This window comes from Desulfogranum marinum, from assembly GCF_016918565.1.
GTDB classification, from domain to species: Bacteria; Desulfobacterota; Desulfobulbia; order Desulfobulbales; family Desulfobulbaceae; genus Desulfogranum; species Desulfogranum marinum.
In genome coordinates this window covers 1-16,672 of sequence record NZ_JAFFQD010000053.1, presented here as the reverse complement: position 1 = coordinate 16,672, position 16,672 = coordinate 1, and the positions used below count along the sequence as shown (strand labels likewise).

Below are 16,672 nucleotides of genomic sequence, written 5' to 3'. Positions count from 1 at the left end.
TTTAACCTTCTTGTCTTCTAACGCTGGATGTTGATCCCCCGATAGCCTGGTACAGGGATATACGGTAAGCAATAAGATTGAGACGTTCAGAAACCAAACTACGTTCAACGCTGCGCAGGTCCTGCAGTGCATATAAAACAGGCAAATAATCGTCCACGCCCTGTGTATAACGGGCTTCGGTTTCCTTAACCGTGTCTTGTAAAATGGCGAGCCGCTCACCAAGTCGTGCGAGATACTCCCGTTGCTTTATCTCCTGGTACAGTGCGTTCTCCACTTGCTCCACAGCTTCCAGAAAGAGTTGGGTGAAAGTCGCTAACCGTTCGGTATAAAGCGCTCTGTTTCTTTCAACCTCTGCCTTGCGCTTGCCCCAATCAAGGATGGGTTGAACAAATCCGCCAATAATAGTTCCTATTATGCCTGAATATGCTTGGTCCTCGGAGTAGAGATAACTACCGGTGAGCGTTATTTGCGGTAAGCGATCAGCAATGGCAGCAGCAATGTCTGCGTCTGCAGCCACCAGCTCGGCATGGGCTGCCTGTAGATCATGTCGGTTCAGAAGCAGATCTGTCGGGACTCCCACGCTCGGCAGCGTAGAGGCAAACGCAAGAGTTTCTTTGGGATCGATCCGGTTCAGCCCATCCGGCGGCTGTCCTAACAAGACGTCAAGACGATTTTCAAATACTCTTAAGATTGATTCTATAGGAGGGATAAGGCCTTTACTTTCATACACCTGGCCTTTTTGCTGAAGGACCTCGACATTGGTTCCCACACCACTTTTCTGCCTTAGTTCCAGCAGCTCAAGCAGGGCCTGGTCCGTTTCAACCTGTGATTGAAGCAACTGTAACCCCTTCTGAGCAGCAATAGCACCAAAATAAGCATTAGCCACTTCTGTACTGAGGCTAAGTCGTAAAGCCTGGAGATCCTCTTCCCGGGCCAATGCTTGATATTCATTTGCCATTGCTGTTGAGCTTATACGATCGAAAAGGTCGATCTCCCAGTTCAAAGCTAAGCCGACCTCGCTTATACTGGCACTGGCATCACTCCCTTGGGTACCATCAGCGACATTGCCTTTCATGTCAATTTTCGGAAAGAGATCTGATCGGGATTGTATTTGCAGTGAACGTGCCTGTTGAATGCGTGATACAGCGGCCACAATATCCTGGTTTGCTGTAAAAGCCTGCTGTATCAGAGTGGATAACTGAGGTCTGTTGAAATTCAGCCACCATATCTCTTTCGGTTCCATCTCATCATCGCGTGTTGGATTGCCGAGGCTGGGAAATGACTGCGGCACCTGTACAGAGGGTTGCGCCTCATTGTCTACGGTGTGCAAAGAACAGCCTGTTATGCATAGTAGTGCTGTAAGAACTATCAGAAAACAACTGCTCTTCATACGTTTCCTCATAGGATGTTGTCGCGTCACCTTAATGAGACATAACTACTCATAGGCACTTGACGGAGTATCCCGCTGGTCTCATACCACTTGAAACGGTCACGATCTTCCGCATAGATAGGTTACCGCAGTCTTCGCTTCCCTCCGAACAATAGCGTCTCTCTAGACATGAGCAACTGTAAGCAGTTACAGGTTTTAGGTATAATAACTCAAAGAATTATCGACCCCGCAAGTTACTCCTTTCAGTACACAAGAATGGTGTCTGAACCTGATAAAACGATTTTAGACGTATTGTGATCGATCATACTCAACGTTGGTTTAGCGTTTGTCCTGTATCCGGCATGGCTCATTTACTCCGTGTCACTTCCAGGCTGACAAAAACTTCTACATCTTTTCCGACAATGCCCATTTCATAGAATTTACCTGTGCCTATGCCGTAGCTAAGGCGGTCGATAAGGATCTTTCCGTTAAAACCAGCCACTTCTGTACCGGGAACGGCGGGATGCTCTTTCACGCCTGCAAGAACCAGCGGCAGAGTCGAATCATAGCTTTTTCCTTTGACCGTGAGCTTGCCTGTTACATTGTAGACTCCACCTTCTCCTGCTGTCACACTTGTGGAGGTAAACGTCATTGTGGGGTATTTGCCTGCGTCAAAAAAATCTGCCGAAAGAAGGTGTTTGTCCCGTTTACTTATATTGGTGTCGATGTAGTTCACTTTAATCGTAAAGGTAAAGCTACTTTTGTCTAATGCCTCAGGGTTAAAAACAATGTCTGTGGAAAAATCATTAAAGTGGCCCCTAACTTTTGAAAAAATATGATCAACGCTGAAGTAGACATTTGAATGGGCTTTGTCCAACTCCCAGTTATCATCTGCACTGTGTGCGGCGGGGATAATGAGGAGAGAAAGCAACAAAAAACATACTATTCTACCGTAATTCATAATTATCCTCCAAGGGATTGAGTTTTGAAAACCAAACAACCTGTTTTATTCTTTTTTGCTGATTGATTTACGTTTTGTTTTGTTGGATCCGTGCCTGTACTTTGACCCACACGACACGGACCAGAAGAGCCATAAAAGTAACCAGTAAAATACTTTTTGGCACAGTGTGATCAAAAGAATCGCTAACATAGAGAACATGTACCACAATAAGGAGTACCGTGAGGTATCCCAAGGGTTTATGGATAGCTCGCCAGCGTTTGTAATCCAGGTTCAGCTTTTCCCTGTAACGCGAAGAAATCACCATTGCGATGAGGGTCCATAACAACAGAGAACCAACCATCTCCGGCCAGAATTTTTTCCCTATGGGTAAATTGGCAAGACCTTCCGGTACCAGGATGAGAAACACATGGACACACGCAAAAAAAACGATCAAGACACCATTTGTGCGATGCCATTGCATAATATTTTTCAGGCCAAAGGCCTTTTGAAGAAAAGATCCCCCGGCTGCCAGGATGATTTGGGTGAACAGCAGGGTGAGGGCGAGCATCCCGGCGAGTTGGCCTGCTCGAAGAGTTGTTTTGTCGAAGCCGAACTTGTACCAGAGGGTCTGTGATTCGTACACATAAGGAAGGCTCAGCGCACTTGCAAGTGCTAACAGAAAAATCGCAACAGCTATTAACCTCTTTAGATAATCCATGCTTCTCCCTGTTGTATGTTCTCATTACAATAATGGGAACGTTTGCAGAAATGTCAATTTCAACCGGGTGAAGAAGGCTGTTGTTGGTGAGCTGAGATGGAAGTAATTAAAAAAATGAAAGGGAAGAATATCGCGAAGGGTATTTCGGGACGGGGACAATATTTAAAAATATCTGCCCCACTTTAGAGGAAGTCGAAGGGTTCTTAAGTGGGGGAGGTCAGATGGGGTTGCTCAAAGGCTTATTTCGCAGCTGCTATCACTGTATTCGCCTGCTTTGCTCCATAATAACTGCTTAATGCTTGCATTCCACCTTTCAGAATATAGACATTGTCAAAGCCGGTATGACGAAGCGCTGTTCCTACAGCTGTCGCACGGGCACCGGACTTACAAATAATAACGACAGTCTTGTCTTGGGGGATTCGTGCTAGATTTTCAGGCTTGAAAAGCTGGTTAACCGGGATAGCCACGCTATTTGGCATTGTCATTGTAAACAACCCTGATTCTTCAGGAGTTCGTACGTCTATAGTGACGATTTCCTTGCCTGATTTAATATCTTTGACCAAAGCATCGGGCTTGACGAAATGAAGCGTTTTACCGACGCCAGCCCCACAGCATGACGTAAAGAGTTTTTCATAACTCTTGGCCATTTCTGTGTCGTAGGACCAGGCAACAGAGCTTGTACCAAGGAAAATTCCAATGACGACTGTTAGTAATACTTTTTTCATATCTCTTGTTCCTTTTTACCCCTTAAGGCTAATAAGCTGGGCAATGGCGGGGTTTACCATTTACCTGGCTTGCAATCCGAGAAAAGCTGTTTTGTGTATGGCCTATATTTGAAAAGTTTGGAAAAGAATTGTAACTTATTTAAAAAGTATTTTTTTACATATCATTATGGAAAAACCACAGTGTGGTAAATGCTAATGTTAATTTGAATAAGTACTCTATCCAAATAATTAAAATAGAATACTCAGTTAATGTTGGAAAAAAATAACAGTAAGGGAGGAACTGTCAAGGTAACAGAGTGGTATACAGTGAAGATATATTAAAAGGAAATTTTTTATTGTAGTTGAAAAGAGAATTTTTTGCTTTGGTAGTAATGCCTCCCTGTAATTTTTGAAAAACTACAGAGAGTAAAAATATTGTAAAGAAAAATTAATTGGATCTAAGTCATGTGTGCAGAATAGCTGGGCTGCCAGTCTGGCTAGTTATAAAGTGGAGAAATCCAGTATCCAATAGTCAGGCGCTTTTAAGATAATACGTTTGAGTGTTGCCTTGATGCTCTCAGTTTGCGCCTATGTGTCCTTGTTTTATACTGCCCTTAAAATAAGGCTTTATTAAGCAGGATATGGGCATAAATACTCCCTGCGTAACCCAGGGCGACTATCGGCATCCATTTCAGATGCGCCCCAAAGGTATACGTACCGCGGGCGGTTCCCATTAAAGCCACCCCTGCAGCCGAGCCTATGGACAGCAGGCTGCCGCCGACGCCGGCAGTCAAGGTTACCAAGAGCCATTGCCCCAGGGGCATTGTCGGATCCATGGTAAGCACCGCGAACATCACAGGGATATTATCTACAATTGAGGAAAGTATCCCTACCAATACATTTGCGCTGGTGGCACCAAGGCCCTCGTACAAATGGTGAGAGATCAGAGCCAGGTAGCCGAACTGGGATAGACCACCAACGCAGAGAATAACACCATAAAAAAAGAGCAGTGTGTCCCATTCAGCCCGAGCGACTTTGTTAAAGATGTCAAAGGGCGAATTCGGGAGTCCTTCTCCTATGCCCAGGGGAGCATCATATTCAATGGCCCTTTCCTCTTTGAATTTGATGTAGTAGGAGAAAAAGCCAAGGTAAGCGAGTCCCAGCATCATACCTGCTGCCGGCGGGAGATCTAGAAAGTTGTGAAAGGAAACCGCAGTGAGGATGGTCAGCAGAAAAAGAGCAATGATTCGTTTGGCTCCAAACTTCATGGAAACGATTGTGTCCAAGGCTTTCGGGGTCTCGCTAGAGACAAAGAAGTTCATAATGATTGCAGGAATGAGCCAATTGATCAGGGCTGGGAAAAAGAGGAGAAAAAATTGGCTGAAGTCAACCTGTCCCTTCTGCCAGACCATAAGGGTGGTAATATCACCAAAAGGAGAAAAAGCACCACCGGCATTGGCTCCGACAACGATATTGATACAAGCTAAGGCAATAAATTTCTTATTATCCTCGGCTACAGCCATGACCACAGCGCCCATGAGCAGAGCTGTCGTGAGATTATCTGCTACCGGCGAAATAAGAAAGGCAAGCAACCCGGTAATCCAGAAGACAATGCGCAAGGAAAAACCGCGCGACACCAGCCAGGAACGCAGCGTTTGAAAGATACCACGTTCATTCATGGAGTTGATATAGGTCATGGCGACGAGCAAAAAGAGCATCAACTCCGCATATTCCGTTATGTTGTGAATAATTGCTTGATGGGCTTCTTCTGCCGGGATGCCTACTTGGCGATAGGTCAGGGCCAGCAGAATCCAGATAATACCAGCTGCCAGCATTACTGGTTTGCTTTTACGCAGATGAGTTTTTTCTTCGAAAATAACCAGCACGTAGGCCAGCACAAACAAGATAAGTGCAGCGTAGCCCCAGGTAGTAGTTGTTAGAGATGGAGCTGGGTGCATGCCTTGGGTGGCCTGGGCTTGGCCGACGAAGACAATGGAGATCACAAAGCACGACAATAATGTTTTCATTGTTCGTTTCCTAGTATTAGAACCTAATAAAGTGTTGAGCTGGATATCTCTTACTTTGCAGGCTCTTTGCAATTGTTACCAAAGGGCAGGGCGTTGCCTGTCATGAGGCTGGGGCTAATGTAAAGTTGATCACTTGTTTAATATCATGTATCATTTGTACGTCAATACCAGCAATTACATCTTCCGGCAGGTCTAGCACTTCGTCATGGTTTGCTTTTGGGACGAGTACCTTGGAAATTCCTGCTCGTTGGGCTGCCATGACTTTTTCACGAATTCCACTGACGGGAAGAATTCTTCCACTTAAAGTTATTTCGCCTGTTGAGGCAACTCCAGGACGTGTCATTCTATCAGTTAACAGAGAAAGCAAGGCTGCAAATATGGGTATACCAGCTGAGGGACCGTCTTTGGCGATGCTGCCTGCCGGAATGTGGATGTGGATGTCATATTGTTGAAAAATGTCATGGGGGATTGCAAATTCGTCAGCTTTACTACGAATCAGGCTTAAAACGGTATGGGCTGATTCCTGCAAAATTTCCCCTAATGATCCGGTAAGAATGAGGCCTCCATTACCCGGCATTTTCACGGTTTCAATGGATATGATTTCTCCTCCAGACTCAGACCAGACCAGTCCGGTGGTAATGCCGGTGTGATCTCCTTCACTGGTTGTTTCACGGAAAAATTTTTTCGCTCCTAAAAAGGAGACAACGTCGCTTTTGTCAACAACTGTCAGGTTATTATCCTCCCCTGAAGCAAGTTTTAAGAGTGCTATCTTTCTGCAGACACTTGCTACCTCCCTCTCCAGATTACGCAGACCCGGTTCTCGAGTATAATTATTTATGAGGCGGGAGATGGCATCATCCGTAAAGGAAATTGCTGATTTATTGAGTCCCGTTGCTTTGAGTTGACGTGGAATAATATACTGCTGCGTGATGTTGAGTTTTTCCCGCTCAGTATACCCTGTGAAGTGGACAATTTCCATACGGTCGAGTAATGGCAGGGGCAATCTGGAGAGATCGTTTGCGGTTGCCATAAACATGACGTCTGACAGGTCAAAAGGAATATCCAGGTAATGGTCAACAAACTGAGAGTTTTGTTCCGGATCAAGAATTTCTAACAACACGGAGGCGGGGTCACCACGGAAATCCTGGCCGATTTTATCCAGTTCGTCGAGCATGAAGATAGGATTGTTAATTTTCGATCTCCTCAGTTCGGTTAAAATGCGACCCGGCATGGCTCCGACATAGGTTCGTCGGTGGCCACGTAGTTCTGCTTCATCCCTCAAGCCTCCCACAGAGACCCTGACAAATTGACGTTGCAGGGCGTCCGCAATAGCTTTGCCTATAGAGGTTTTGCCCGTGCCTGGGGGACCGGAAAAGCAGAGAATTGGCGATTTGCCAACATCTCTGCACCGCCGGTGCTCTAAAACGTCTTTGACTGTTCTTTTTAATTCATCCAGATTAACAGGCTTGCCTAAATAATTGGCGGCCCCTTTTTTCAGGGCCTTTACGGCTGTGTCGACGGTGGCAAAACCGGTGACTATAATAACAGGTGTTTCTGGATTCAGCCTGGTAATATGATCCAGTAATTCAATGCCGTCCATACGGTTCATCTTCAGATCCGTTATGACCAGGTCAATCTCATTGGCAGGTAATATTTCCAGGGCTTCTGCGCCGTTTGCTGCAGTAAAACACTGGTATCCTTCCTTAGTGAGAACGTGCTCCATATTGGTACGGGCTATTGCTTCGTCATCAACGATCAGTATCTGTGGTTTACTTTGTTCTCGCAGTGTTTTAACGGCGAGAAATTCAAGTATGAGCTGTTTGATCTGCTGGAGGCCGCAGTGGCGTGCATCCAGTATTCTTTTCGCTCTTTCAAGATCAAAGTTGCCCTGTTGACTTACTCTCCATGGAAGATCAAGGAGGAGGTCAATGTAGTTTATGCCAACTGTGTACTCGGCCATTGCAGGGTCAGTTTGTTCCAGTTTTTGCAGCTCTGTGTGTGCCGCTTCTGAGGCATGAGGAGGAAAATCAGTCGCTTCAATTTTGGTTTTTAAGTCGGTAAGTGACGAATGTTCATGAACCTCCTCTTGGGAGGAGGTTTTGTTGGCGCGTTTTTTAAAAAACATGATTAATTCTCATCATGGTCTAGTGACTGACAGCATATCACGTGAGACGGTCATGGAGGCAGGGTGTCAGTGGATATATGTCCGAGCTGTCAAAAGACTCGGATTTCGTTTTTGATAGCTGCGTGCAGTGGTATCCTGTTGATTGGCTACTGTGTGATTGTTGTTTGATGTGGGATATTGTTGGGTCAGAGTAGAACAGTAAAAAAACATATACCAGTCGTCTCGTGATCTTATTGCTTTTTGCGTTGTCTGCAACGTGGCAGATGAATGTGTTTGAGAACGGTGAGCAGAGGCAGCAAGTTGGTTAACGAGATGAAGCGTACCCATACAAATGACAAATGTAGAAAAATATATACTGGATTCCATAGCTATACCTCTTTGCTAAATAGCTTCAGCGTTATAGATGAGCCTGTTGATTTACTGTCTTTTTGGTCAATCTCTCGGAGGTAAGCGAAGACTCCGATTTCAACTATATGCCTATGGTTGTTTTTTCAGCATGCCTCGCAGGCTGCGCTTACCTGACCTTGGACAAAAAGCTTAGTAAATCAATAGACTCATAGATGCGGGGACAAGGTGATGGTGGTTATCAATCGACGTGGCAAGAGCTGTTATAATCCTTGGGATAAACAAAACGCTTATGGAGTTATTGCCGGTCACAATGGCAATAACTCCATAAGGCAATAATCTGTTATCCCGCAATCTCCTGGCTGGTAGCAGCCTGGGTTCGTTTTTCTGCACGATCCTGCAACATGCCCTTGGCCATTGCCACGGAGATGATAACCCCGGCAACGAGAAGTGCTGCTATCAGGGCCCAGAAGCTGACAGCGTTGAGCACGATACTTAATTTCGTTTGTAACTGCGGAATGAGATTAAGGTCGGCTAAATAGATAGGTACCTTTGCGCCTCGAGAAACCGCTACGATCAACATGACAGAGGCCATAACCATTTTGATAGTATAATCTTTGACATAGGTTGTGCCGATGGCCCCAAGTTGTACGCCGATTAATGATCCAGCCAGAATAAGGAGTGTCATCCGGACATCAATAAGTCCGGAAATTCCCCATTGTACTGATCCCCACGCACCCATTATAAACGCGACAACAAGTTCTGTTGCGCTGGAGACCAGTGCAGATGCACCAACTATATAGATCATCCCAGGAACACCGATAAAACCACCTACCGCAATGGTCGCTGCCAGCATACCTGTAAAGAGGCCAACCGGGATGGTTATCCATGCAGATATACGTACATTGGCAACCTTAAATTCCATCATTGGCCATATTTCCAATTTTTGCAGTCTGGTCGCTAGCTTTGAGGTTGTAGCCTCGGTAGTACCATTGGAAAGCTTAATCGCATCCCGCATTACATACAGTCCAACAATGAGCAGTACTAATACAAAAATCGCGCTGACATAGAGGTTTGATCCGGCGTTTCCCCAATGATCCAGTATGGATTTTTGAGCCTTGATCCCAATCTGAACGCCAATAATGGAAGTAATAGCTATTACCAGCCCCAGTTTTATATCTGCCTGACCATATTTCCAGCGTTTGTAGGAGCCGACCATAGCTTTGGGGAATTTATGGCACATATTGCTGGCAACTGCTACTGCGCCAGGCGCGCCCATGGACATCATTGCAGGGGTCAGGATAAAGGCGCCGCCTGAACCGATGAATCCTGAAAGCAATCCTCCGATCAACCCAACCAAAAGAAGAGCAGCAATTTTGGTGACGGTCATATCAAAAAACATGACGGAAACATCCTTGATAACATTAGGACCTGCATGAGTATCGAGGCTGACCATCACTTTTTTATCAAGGGTTATGTCCTCTGGAGACATTGCCTCGCCGAGGACAAGGAGTTTGCTTGAATCTTGACCATCCACTTTGATGGTAGCGGTTCTCTCCGAGGCGGAAATTTTAGTGAAAATCCCTTTTATTACATTTTTGGGAGGTGGGCCTCCAGCACGAGCATTCTGTACCAGTGGAGTTAAGAGCAACACTGTAAGCAGAATGAATACATATTTTTTCATTTCGAGTTCTCCTATTTCTGATTTGGAAAAGGTAGATAACTTGATGGGTAATCACGCTTTTTTGGGCTCCAGGCCAATTACTGAAAGCAAGTTGCTCGCAAAAGCGCCATGAACAAAAGAAAAACAAAATGCGGTGCCTACGGGGAGAACGGCATGCCATCCTCCAAGGGTATAGGTGGATGTCATCAGAGCTTGATGGGAAAATATGAGGCCGTACCCTCCTACAGATAAGGCTCCAAAAAGGAGCATTTTTGACACCGGCCTTTTTGATCGATGACTCACCTGCATGTTCTTGTCAGTTGTGGCGGTGGTGTCAGCGCTTTTGTATTTTGAAGACTGTTTACTTGCATTGACTGCCACTCTTGTCTGATAGGGATCATTTTGTTGCATAACTGCATCTCCTTTAAGGGATAAATAATGTCTTGCTTCCATTTGTTGTCGCCTTATCCTGTCGGGCTGCAAATAGTGTTCTCTTGTTTAAGCAAATCAGAAACCATGCTAGTGGTTTTTTTTATTTCTTTTATTTCAATTGGTTAAGTCCTTTGGTGAAAAGAGGGGAGTGTTGCGAAATGCAACGCTAATTGTGTGTTTATTGCTGTTTAATGGCGATATATAAGAGTGTTAGTGAGAATTCGGCGTTCAAAGATGAAGGAGTTGCAAAATGCAACGGAAAAATATTTCCCAAGGAAAGGTGGGGGATGTTGATAAGCAGAAGGTGCGTCTCCTTATCTCGTGCCCATCTAAATGGTATTTGTCCAGGTAGCCGCGTTATACGTAAGATTTTATCCTCGGTGGGAGCGAAAACTCCGATGTGGCACTTGAGTAAAGGGAAGTAAAGAGATTGTTGGCGTTACATTTTGCAACAAAGAGGTGTTTGTCCATTATGCATATTTTTTAAAAGCCTTTGTTTTCAGTAGGTTAACTTTTTCATGGAACACGGGGCAGAGTTTGCATAATAGTATTGAGAAAGCATGGCATACACCTAATTTTAGCAAAGGAGCAACGATTGTTAGCACGTGCGATAATGATAAAATCAAAAAATCAGGGAGAACTTGTCCAAAAAATCGAGAAGCAGCTTGCGCCTGTATCTGTTCAGGGGCCACCGGTTGTTCTTGTGTTGACCCGTAATGGTCATCTTTCCAAAACTACAATGGGTTATGGCGTAAATGTTGCGCAAAGACTCAATCATCGACTGTTGGTTGCCTATGTTGATACCATGCCTTTTTTGTGGGATGGTGGTCGGCGCAATCATCTCTTCTCGGCAGCTATTAACGAGAGTGTTCTTGCCCTTAAAAAAGAGGCCCAGGTAAAAGGCGTTATCGTAAACCATGTCATAGAAACTGGTAAGATCGGTAAGGTTGTTCATCGGCTTTGCCGGATTATTAAAAATATAAGTTTTATTGTTGTCGATCGAGGAATAAAAAAGGATGAGTTGCTTTCTGCGGCACCTGTTCCTGTCTTTTATGGAGCAGGAAGTGCTAAGTGAGCTGCTTTTACATGAATGGTACTAGAGCACACCTCATATTATGATACGAACAATACTTGCGGCAATGGATAATGCCCGGCAAAACCGTTCACTCTATAAAGAGGCTTTGGCTTTGGCCTCCTCAATGCGGGCTAGAGTCGTTGTGATTTCTGTAACACCCGAATATGAAGGCAACATGAATCGTCTTTTTTTAGATAATCCTGACCAGCAACTGAAAGCTCCCTTTCAAAGTATCCTCGATGAAGCAAAACAATATGCTTCATCTTTGGGGCTCAGTATGCAAACGATTCCCCGGGTAGGGAAACCACCTGTGGAGATTGTTTTGGCCGCTCGACAGGAACAAGCTGATTTGATACTTCTTGGCTGTTCTAAACGGATCCAGGTGGAAAGGCTGTTGCTGGGAAGCACTACTCTTGGTGTGATAGCAGGCAGCCCTTGTGATACGCTCCTGGTGCCAGAAGATGCTGAGATAAAATTTGACCGCATTTTGGTCCATGTGAATGGTGGTGTGCCGGAGGCGGAGCCAGCCTACCGGCAGGCTATTAAGCTGGCTGCGAGCTACGGAAGCGAAATTCACGCACTCTATGTAACCGATATTCCAACCGATCGTACGTTTCGTTACGGAGTGTTGGGGGAGGCCGAAAAAGAAGGGTGGAATATCTTAAAACAATTTGTTGCCAGGTGCGAACAATTCGATATTCCAGTAGTTGCTGCTGTACGAGGCAATAGCACTGAGCAATGTATTTTGAGCTATGCGGCGGACCACGATATTAATCTCATTGTTTTAGGGTATCAGGCTGATTCATCCGGGGTTGATCTGTTTTGTGGCAATACTGTCGAGCATGTTGCTTCCCAAACCGTTTGTCCGATACTTGTAACTCGGAAAAGGCAAGGTTGAGCAACTAGGTGCTGTACGCCAGACGGAGACCAGTCTCTACTCTATAAAATATGACCAACAGTTGTCCATCCATTGAAGCCGGCATGAGGCAGCAATAGAAACTCTCGGAGGAAAGCTGTGCCTAAATCATACCGAGTGAAGTTCACTCTTACCCTGAAAATTATTCTTTTTGTGATTCTCTATGTGGTTGGAATTGTATCTGTCTGGTTTATCTCCAAAGATGATCTGCAAACAGCGGAAATAAAATTCAAGATGATGGAATATGCCTACCAGATGGATAATATTATTCTTGAAGTGCGCCGGTATGAAAAAAACTTTTTCCTTTACCAGACAACAACTGCTCTAGAGGAGAATAGCAAGTATGTACAGCAGGCAGAAGAAACAGCCAACACCGTTTACGACCAGATGGTGTACCTGAAAGCTCTGCCGCTCATCAAGGAGTTAAAAAAGGCTATTGTTGCCTATCGTAATACTGTCAGGGTATTGTCTGACGGACAAATACTGGAGCAAGAGGAATATCAAAAAGTCGTTAGTACAACACGTGATCTTGGTCAGCAGATGACGGAAAAGAGTGCTCGACTCCTGGAGTTTGAACGGGTACAGCTGAGTAATATTATTCGAGAGTTAAAATCTCAGATTGCTACCATGACCATGGTGGCAATCTGTTTTGGTTTCCTTATCCCATTTTTTGCTTTTTTTGGTATTTTTAAGCCATTGAGATCCATCAAAAAAGCAACTGCAGCTATTGCTAAAGGTCGATTCAAACCTGTTGATGTTATAAATACGGGTGACGAAATGCAGCAGGTCATGGAGGCATTCAATACCATGGTGTATGAATTGGAGAGACGTCAGGAGCAGTTGGTGCAGTCGCAAAAACTATCCTCCATTGGTACCCTTACGGCAGGGGTGGCGCATCAGTTGAATAATCCGTTAAACAATATTTCTACCTCCTGTCAGATTGCAATGGATGATTGTGACAATGGTAACGAAGCCTTGCTGAGCAACATGCTTGATAACATTTATCAGGAAACACTACGGGCGCGTGATGTGGTTAAAGGGCTTTTGGAATTTTCACGCTCACAGGATTTCAAGCTTCGAACCGCACAACTAAAAGATGTCGTAAACCGATCGGTCAGTCTGGTAAATAGTCAGATCTCAGGAGACATTTCTCTTGTAGTTACCATTCCTGAAAATCTTATTTTACCTATGGATGTACAGCGGATGCAGGAAGTTTTTATAAATATCATTATGAATGCTGCTCAGTCGATCAAACAGGAGGGCGTCATAACTCTTTCTGCTGAAGTTGATAAAACGGAAAAACAGGTGCAAATCGAAATTCATGACACTGGCCCTGGTATTCCCAAAGAAATCCAAGGACGTTTGTTTGATCCTTTTTATACAACTAAAGAAGAGGGGGAAGGAACCGGTCTTGGTCTCTCGGTAGCTTACGGTATCATTCAACAGCACCGCGGTAAAATTACGGTGAGAAGTGAACCCGGCCAGGGGGCATCTTTTTTTATATCCCTGCCGTTACAGGAAGCCGTCGAACAGTTATCATGATTTCAGTGCCTGTTACAAATACGATCCTGGTGGTCGATGATGAACCTATTGCCCGCGAAAATCTGACCCATGTTCTTCGTCAGGAAGGATACACAATTTTTGTTGCCCAGAGTGGTGAAGAGGCTATTGACCTTATGGAGCGGCAGGAGGTCAATCTGGTTATTACAGATTTACGGATGAAAGGCAAAGACGGTCTGGCAGTTCTTGCGGAAACAAAACGTTTATGGCCGGCTGCTGAAATATTGATGGTCACTGGTTATGCCAGCTTGAACAATGCCGTTGAATCCATGAGTAAAGGGGCCTATTACTATTTAGCCAAGCCGCTCAACATAAAGGAACTAAAGGCCATTGTCGTCAAAGCCTTGGAAAAAAATACGATGCAGCAGGAACTGCACAGGTTGCGGCGGCATATTTCGAAGACCAGCGGTTCCTCCCGGATTATTGGCCAGAGTTCTAAAATACAGGCTCTTCGAGAACAGATTTTGCAAATTGCCCAGCTTGACTGTAATGTCCTTATTATTGGTGAAACCGGTACTGGCAAGGAGTTGGTTGCCCGCACTATTCATGAATTAAGCAGTAGGGCTGAAAAGCGGATAGTTGCATTTAATTGTGGTGCCTTTACCGAAGATTTGATTAGCAATGAACTCTTTGGGCATGAGCAGGGAGCATTTACCGGAGCAGAGAAGGCAAAAAAAGGATTACTAGAATGTGCCCAGGGAGGAACTGTTTTTTTTGACGAAGTTGGGGAGTTATCCCTTGGAATGCAGGTTAAACTTTTACGCGTTCTTCAGGAACGTACATTGATGAGAGTTGGTGGGTCAGATGAAATTTCTGTCGATTTCAGGGTGTTGGCGGCCACCAATAGAAATCTGAAAGAGGCCGCTGAAGACGGCAGCTTTCGTAATGATCTTTATTACCGCCTGGATGTCATCACCGTTTTGGTTCCGCCGTTGGTCGAGCGACGCAATGATATCCCTTTGCTGGTGAACCATTTTCTGCAAAAATATGCTGAACCGGCACACGCCCCACCGCGTCTTTCGCCGATAGCAGCAGAAATACTCAAAGGGTACCAGTATCCGGGTAATGTTAGGGAACTTGAAAATATTGTACAAAGGATTTTGATTACGTGCCGGGAAGAGACGATTGAACCACATCATTTGCCTGATGACCTGGGACAGGATGCTTTGATTGTGCCCAATGCAAAAGAGAAAACCTGGCCGACCCTGGAAGAATATCAAAAGAAATATATCATTGAGGTCCTAGACGAAGTTGAAGGGAAGAGGTCGGAAGCGGCGAAAATTTTGGGCATTGACAGAGTGTCGCTGTGGCGAAAAATTAAAAAATACGGCCTTGGAAATCCAGATATCGAGTAGCGGAACACTTTGCTTTGAACTTGTAAAATTTTCGTGTTGACCGAGCTGATTTCGTCTGTTTTAAGGACGTTTCATATGCCATCAATTTGTACCGAAGAGTACCTGAAGGCAGGGGGAATACTCCCTCATTCCGCAAAACGGTAAGCATCAAAGAGTTCTCTGTCATGAAGCATCCTGATCGAAACACAGTCTCAAGGTTAGATGCGCTGCCCAATATTGGGAAAACAATCGCAAGAGATCTTGAATTGATTGGCATTGATCATCCCCAAAAGCTGGTCGGAAAAAATTCTTTTGTATTGCATGATCAACTTTGTCAGGAAAAAGGGCACCGTGTAGATCTTTGTGTGATTGATGTATTTATGTCTGCAATTGATTTTATGGAGGGGGGAGAACCTCAACCGTGGTGGAAATTTACTGGCAAACGTAAACTGATTTTGCATGAAAAAAGTAAAGGGTTGGTATAATCCTTTCATCGGGAGGGGCCTGAAAATGCTGGCGCAATTTTTAGCCGTTCTCTTCCCCCACGTCTAGGGCAGCATAGGGAAGATGGTGGTAGCCATGAACTCGCTTGAATTTAATCAAATTAGAAAAAATGCAGTTCAATAATCCGTTAGTATCGGCCTTTCATTAATTTTCCTGAAGATTTATCCTTTGTACATATGCACTGTTACGGATAAAAAACCATAAACATCCTCCAATGAAGCCTATGGCGACCTGGATTATGCCAAGGGTTGCAATAAAGTCACTAGGATTGATCGAAACGAGGACCATTCCAACACTTCCCATAACCATTGCGAAAAAATTGATCAGTGCAGAAGCAGAACCAGTATCGCGTTCTTGCTGTTCGAGCATAAGGTTGACACCTGGCACACGCATGCAGGTTATGGCTATGGTTGCCGGAGCAACTGATAACGCAAACAGGTAGGGAGAGAGGTGTCCGATGGTGGATACGGAAAGACCGAAAAGTACAAGCATCGCAAAACAGCAACTAATAATGTGTTGCCGTTTGAAATACCTGGAGATTCGCATGTATAACATGGGGCCTGTCATCCCGGCCATGGCATTGAATGCCAAGAAGTAACTAAACTCCTGCTCACTGAGACCGAACCTGTTGATGTATATGTAGGATGAGGCAGCAAGAAACGACATTATTGCCATCGGAACAATGGCGAATATGGCAAGAAGGGAGGTGAATCCAGGGTTTTTCAGGACAACAGCAAGTCTACCCAGTGAGCTTAAAATAGTTCCTGTTATGTTGCGAGTCGAGCTATCCTATTGAAATAATAATGTTTTTACGCCGAATTGTCCGAAAGCTAATTTGTTCTATCATTTCAAGATATTCCGCTATTTTTGGGAACAATTCTTCTTTCCCATGCAACATAACTTATATTGGCATTTCCTACTTATCCGCCAACCTTACGGAGTTCAGAAGTCCCCTAAAGG

General features: G+C 44.8%; 14 protein-coding genes. 5 read left to right on the top strand and 9 right to left on the bottom strand.

The features are described from left to right. Nucleotide 1: 1 nt before the first annotated feature. From JWH17_RS20415 to JWH17_RS20380, 8 genes are all read right to left on the bottom strand, one after another. Nucleotides 2-1,390, bottom strand: a complete 1,389-nt coding sequence (locus JWH17_RS20415) for an efflux transporter outer membrane subunit (RefSeq protein WP_205224543.1) — start codon at nucleotides 1,388-1,390, stop codon at nucleotides 2-4. Between the two features lie 346 nt (nucleotides 1,391-1,736). Then, nucleotides 1,737-2,330, bottom strand: a complete 594-nt coding sequence (locus JWH17_RS20410) for a YceI family protein (RefSeq protein WP_205224542.1) — start codon at nucleotides 2,328-2,330, stop codon at nucleotides 1,737-1,739. A gap of 67 nt (nucleotides 2,331-2,397) precedes the next feature. After that, complete coding sequence (locus tag JWH17_RS20405) at nucleotides 2,398-3,027, bottom strand: ferric reductase-like transmembrane domain-containing protein (protein WP_205224541.1); 630 nt, start codon at nucleotides 3,025-3,027, stop codon at nucleotides 2,398-2,400. 239 nt (nucleotides 3,028-3,266) lie between these two features. After that, on the bottom strand, nucleotides 3,267-3,752 hold the full coding sequence (locus tag JWH17_RS20400; protein WP_205224540.1) for a rhodanese-like domain-containing protein: 486 nt from the start codon (nucleotides 3,750-3,752) through the stop codon (nucleotides 3,267-3,269). A gap of 593 nt (nucleotides 3,753-4,345) precedes the next feature. Further along, nucleotides 4,346-5,758 (bottom strand): sodium:proton antiporter NhaD, encoded by a 1,413-nt coding sequence (gene nhaD, locus JWH17_RS20395; RefSeq protein WP_205224539.1) that lies wholly within the window; start codon nucleotides 5,756-5,758, stop codon nucleotides 4,346-4,348. 100 nt (nucleotides 5,759-5,858) lie between these two features. Beyond that, nucleotides 5,859-7,883, bottom strand: a complete 2,025-nt coding sequence (locus JWH17_RS20390; RefSeq protein WP_205224538.1) for a S16 family serine protease — start codon at nucleotides 7,881-7,883, stop codon at nucleotides 5,859-5,861. A 688-nt stretch (nucleotides 7,884-8,571) separates the two neighbouring features. Further along, a complete protein-coding gene (locus tag JWH17_RS20385; protein ID WP_205224555.1) occupies nucleotides 8,572-9,684 on the bottom strand; it encodes a sulfite exporter TauE/SafE family protein in 1,113 nt (370 codons plus the stop codon). Nucleotides 9,685-9,963: 279 nt separating this feature from the next. Continuing rightward, nucleotides 9,964-10,302: a hypothetical protein gene (locus JWH17_RS20380; protein ID WP_205224537.1), complete on the bottom strand. Its 339-nt coding sequence runs from the start codon at nucleotides 10,300-10,302 to the stop codon at nucleotides 9,964-9,966. A 634-nt stretch (nucleotides 10,303-10,936) separates the two neighbouring features. Between JWH17_RS20380 and JWH17_RS20375 the strand changes: the two genes are divergently transcribed. The 5 genes from JWH17_RS20375 to JWH17_RS20355 all read left to right on the top strand — a co-directional run bounded on the left by JWH17_RS20375 (nucleotide 10,937) and on the right by JWH17_RS20355 (nucleotide 15,693). Beyond that, on the top strand, nucleotides 10,937-11,398 hold the full coding sequence (locus tag JWH17_RS20375; protein WP_205224536.1) for a universal stress protein: 462 nt from the start codon (nucleotides 10,937-10,939) through the stop codon (nucleotides 11,396-11,398). A gap of 40 nt (nucleotides 11,399-11,438) precedes the next feature. Next, complete coding sequence (locus tag JWH17_RS20370; RefSeq protein ID WP_205224535.1) at nucleotides 11,439-12,296, top strand: universal stress protein; 858 nt, start codon at nucleotides 11,439-11,441, stop codon at nucleotides 12,294-12,296. Between the two features lie 117 nt (nucleotides 12,297-12,413). Beyond that, nucleotides 12,414-13,856: a HAMP domain-containing sensor histidine kinase gene (locus tag JWH17_RS24435; protein ID WP_205224534.1), complete on the top strand. Its 1,443-nt coding sequence runs from the start codon at nucleotides 12,414-12,416 to the stop codon at nucleotides 13,854-13,856. Continuing rightward, nucleotides 13,853-15,229 carry a sigma-54-dependent transcriptional regulator gene (locus tag JWH17_RS20360; RefSeq protein WP_205224533.1) on the top strand — a complete coding sequence of 459 codons (1,377 nt, stop codon included), beginning with the start codon at nucleotides 13,853-13,855 and terminating at the stop codon, nucleotides 15,227-15,229. The genes JWH17_RS24435 and JWH17_RS20360 overlap by 4 nt, the downstream gene beginning before the upstream one ends. Nucleotides 15,230-15,393: 164 nt before the next feature. Next, complete coding sequence (locus JWH17_RS20355; RefSeq protein ID WP_205224532.1) at nucleotides 15,394-15,693, top strand: helix-hairpin-helix domain-containing protein; 300 nt, start codon at nucleotides 15,394-15,396, stop codon at nucleotides 15,691-15,693. A 163-nt stretch (nucleotides 15,694-15,856) separates the two neighbouring features. On the opposite strand, the gene JWH17_RS20350 is transcribed toward JWH17_RS20355, so the two are convergent. Further along, complete coding sequence (locus JWH17_RS20350; RefSeq protein ID WP_205224531.1) at nucleotides 15,857-16,378, bottom strand: MFS transporter; 522 nt, start codon at nucleotides 16,376-16,378, stop codon at nucleotides 15,857-15,859. Nucleotides 16,379-16,672 lie beyond the last annotated feature (294 nt).

Bases quoted from the DNA above. Each gene is read 5' to 3' on its own strand.
- JWH17_RS20415 (WP_205224543.1), bottom strand. From the start codon at position 1,390: ATGAAGAGCAGTTGTTTTCTGATAGTTCTTACAGCACTACTATGCATA.
- JWH17_RS20410 (WP_205224542.1), bottom strand. From the start codon at position 2,330: ATGAATTACGGTAGAATAGTATGTTTTTTGTTGCTTTCTCTCCTCATT.
- JWH17_RS20405 (WP_205224541.1), bottom strand. From the start codon at position 3,027: ATGGATTATCTAAAGAGGTTAATAGCTGTTGCGATTTTTCTGTTAGCA.
- JWH17_RS20400 (WP_205224540.1), bottom strand. From the start codon at position 3,752: ATGAAAAAAGTATTACTAACAGTCGTCATTGGAATTTTCCTTGGTACA.
- nhaD (WP_205224539.1), bottom strand. From the start codon at position 5,758: ATGAAAACATTATTGTCGTGCTTTGTGATCTCCATTGTCTTCGTCGGC.
- JWH17_RS20390 (WP_205224538.1), bottom strand. From the start codon at position 7,883: ATGTTTTTTAAAAAACGCGCCAACAAAACCTCCTCCCAAGAGGAGGTT.
- JWH17_RS20385 (WP_205224555.1), bottom strand. From the start codon at position 9,684: ATGGTCAGCCTCGATACTCATGCAGGTCCTAATGTTATCAAGGATGTT.
- JWH17_RS20380 (WP_205224537.1), bottom strand. From the start codon at position 10,302: ATGCAACAAAATGATCCCTATCAGACAAGAGTGGCAGTCAATGCAAGT.
- JWH17_RS20375 (WP_205224536.1), top strand. From the start codon at position 10,937: ATGATAAAATCAAAAAATCAGGGAGAACTTGTCCAAAAAATCGAGAAG.
- JWH17_RS20370 (WP_205224535.1), top strand. From the start codon at position 11,439: ATGATACGAACAATACTTGCGGCAATGGATAATGCCCGGCAAAACCGT.
- JWH17_RS20360 (WP_205224533.1), top strand. From the start codon at position 13,853: ATGATTTCAGTGCCTGTTACAAATACGATCCTGGTGGTCGATGATGAA.
- JWH17_RS20355 (WP_205224532.1), top strand. From the start codon at position 15,394: ATGAAGCATCCTGATCGAAACACAGTCTCAAGGTTAGATGCGCTGCCC.
- JWH17_RS20350 (WP_205224531.1), bottom strand. From the start codon at position 16,378: ATGTCGTTTCTTGCTGCCTCATCCTACATATACATCAACAGGTTCGGT.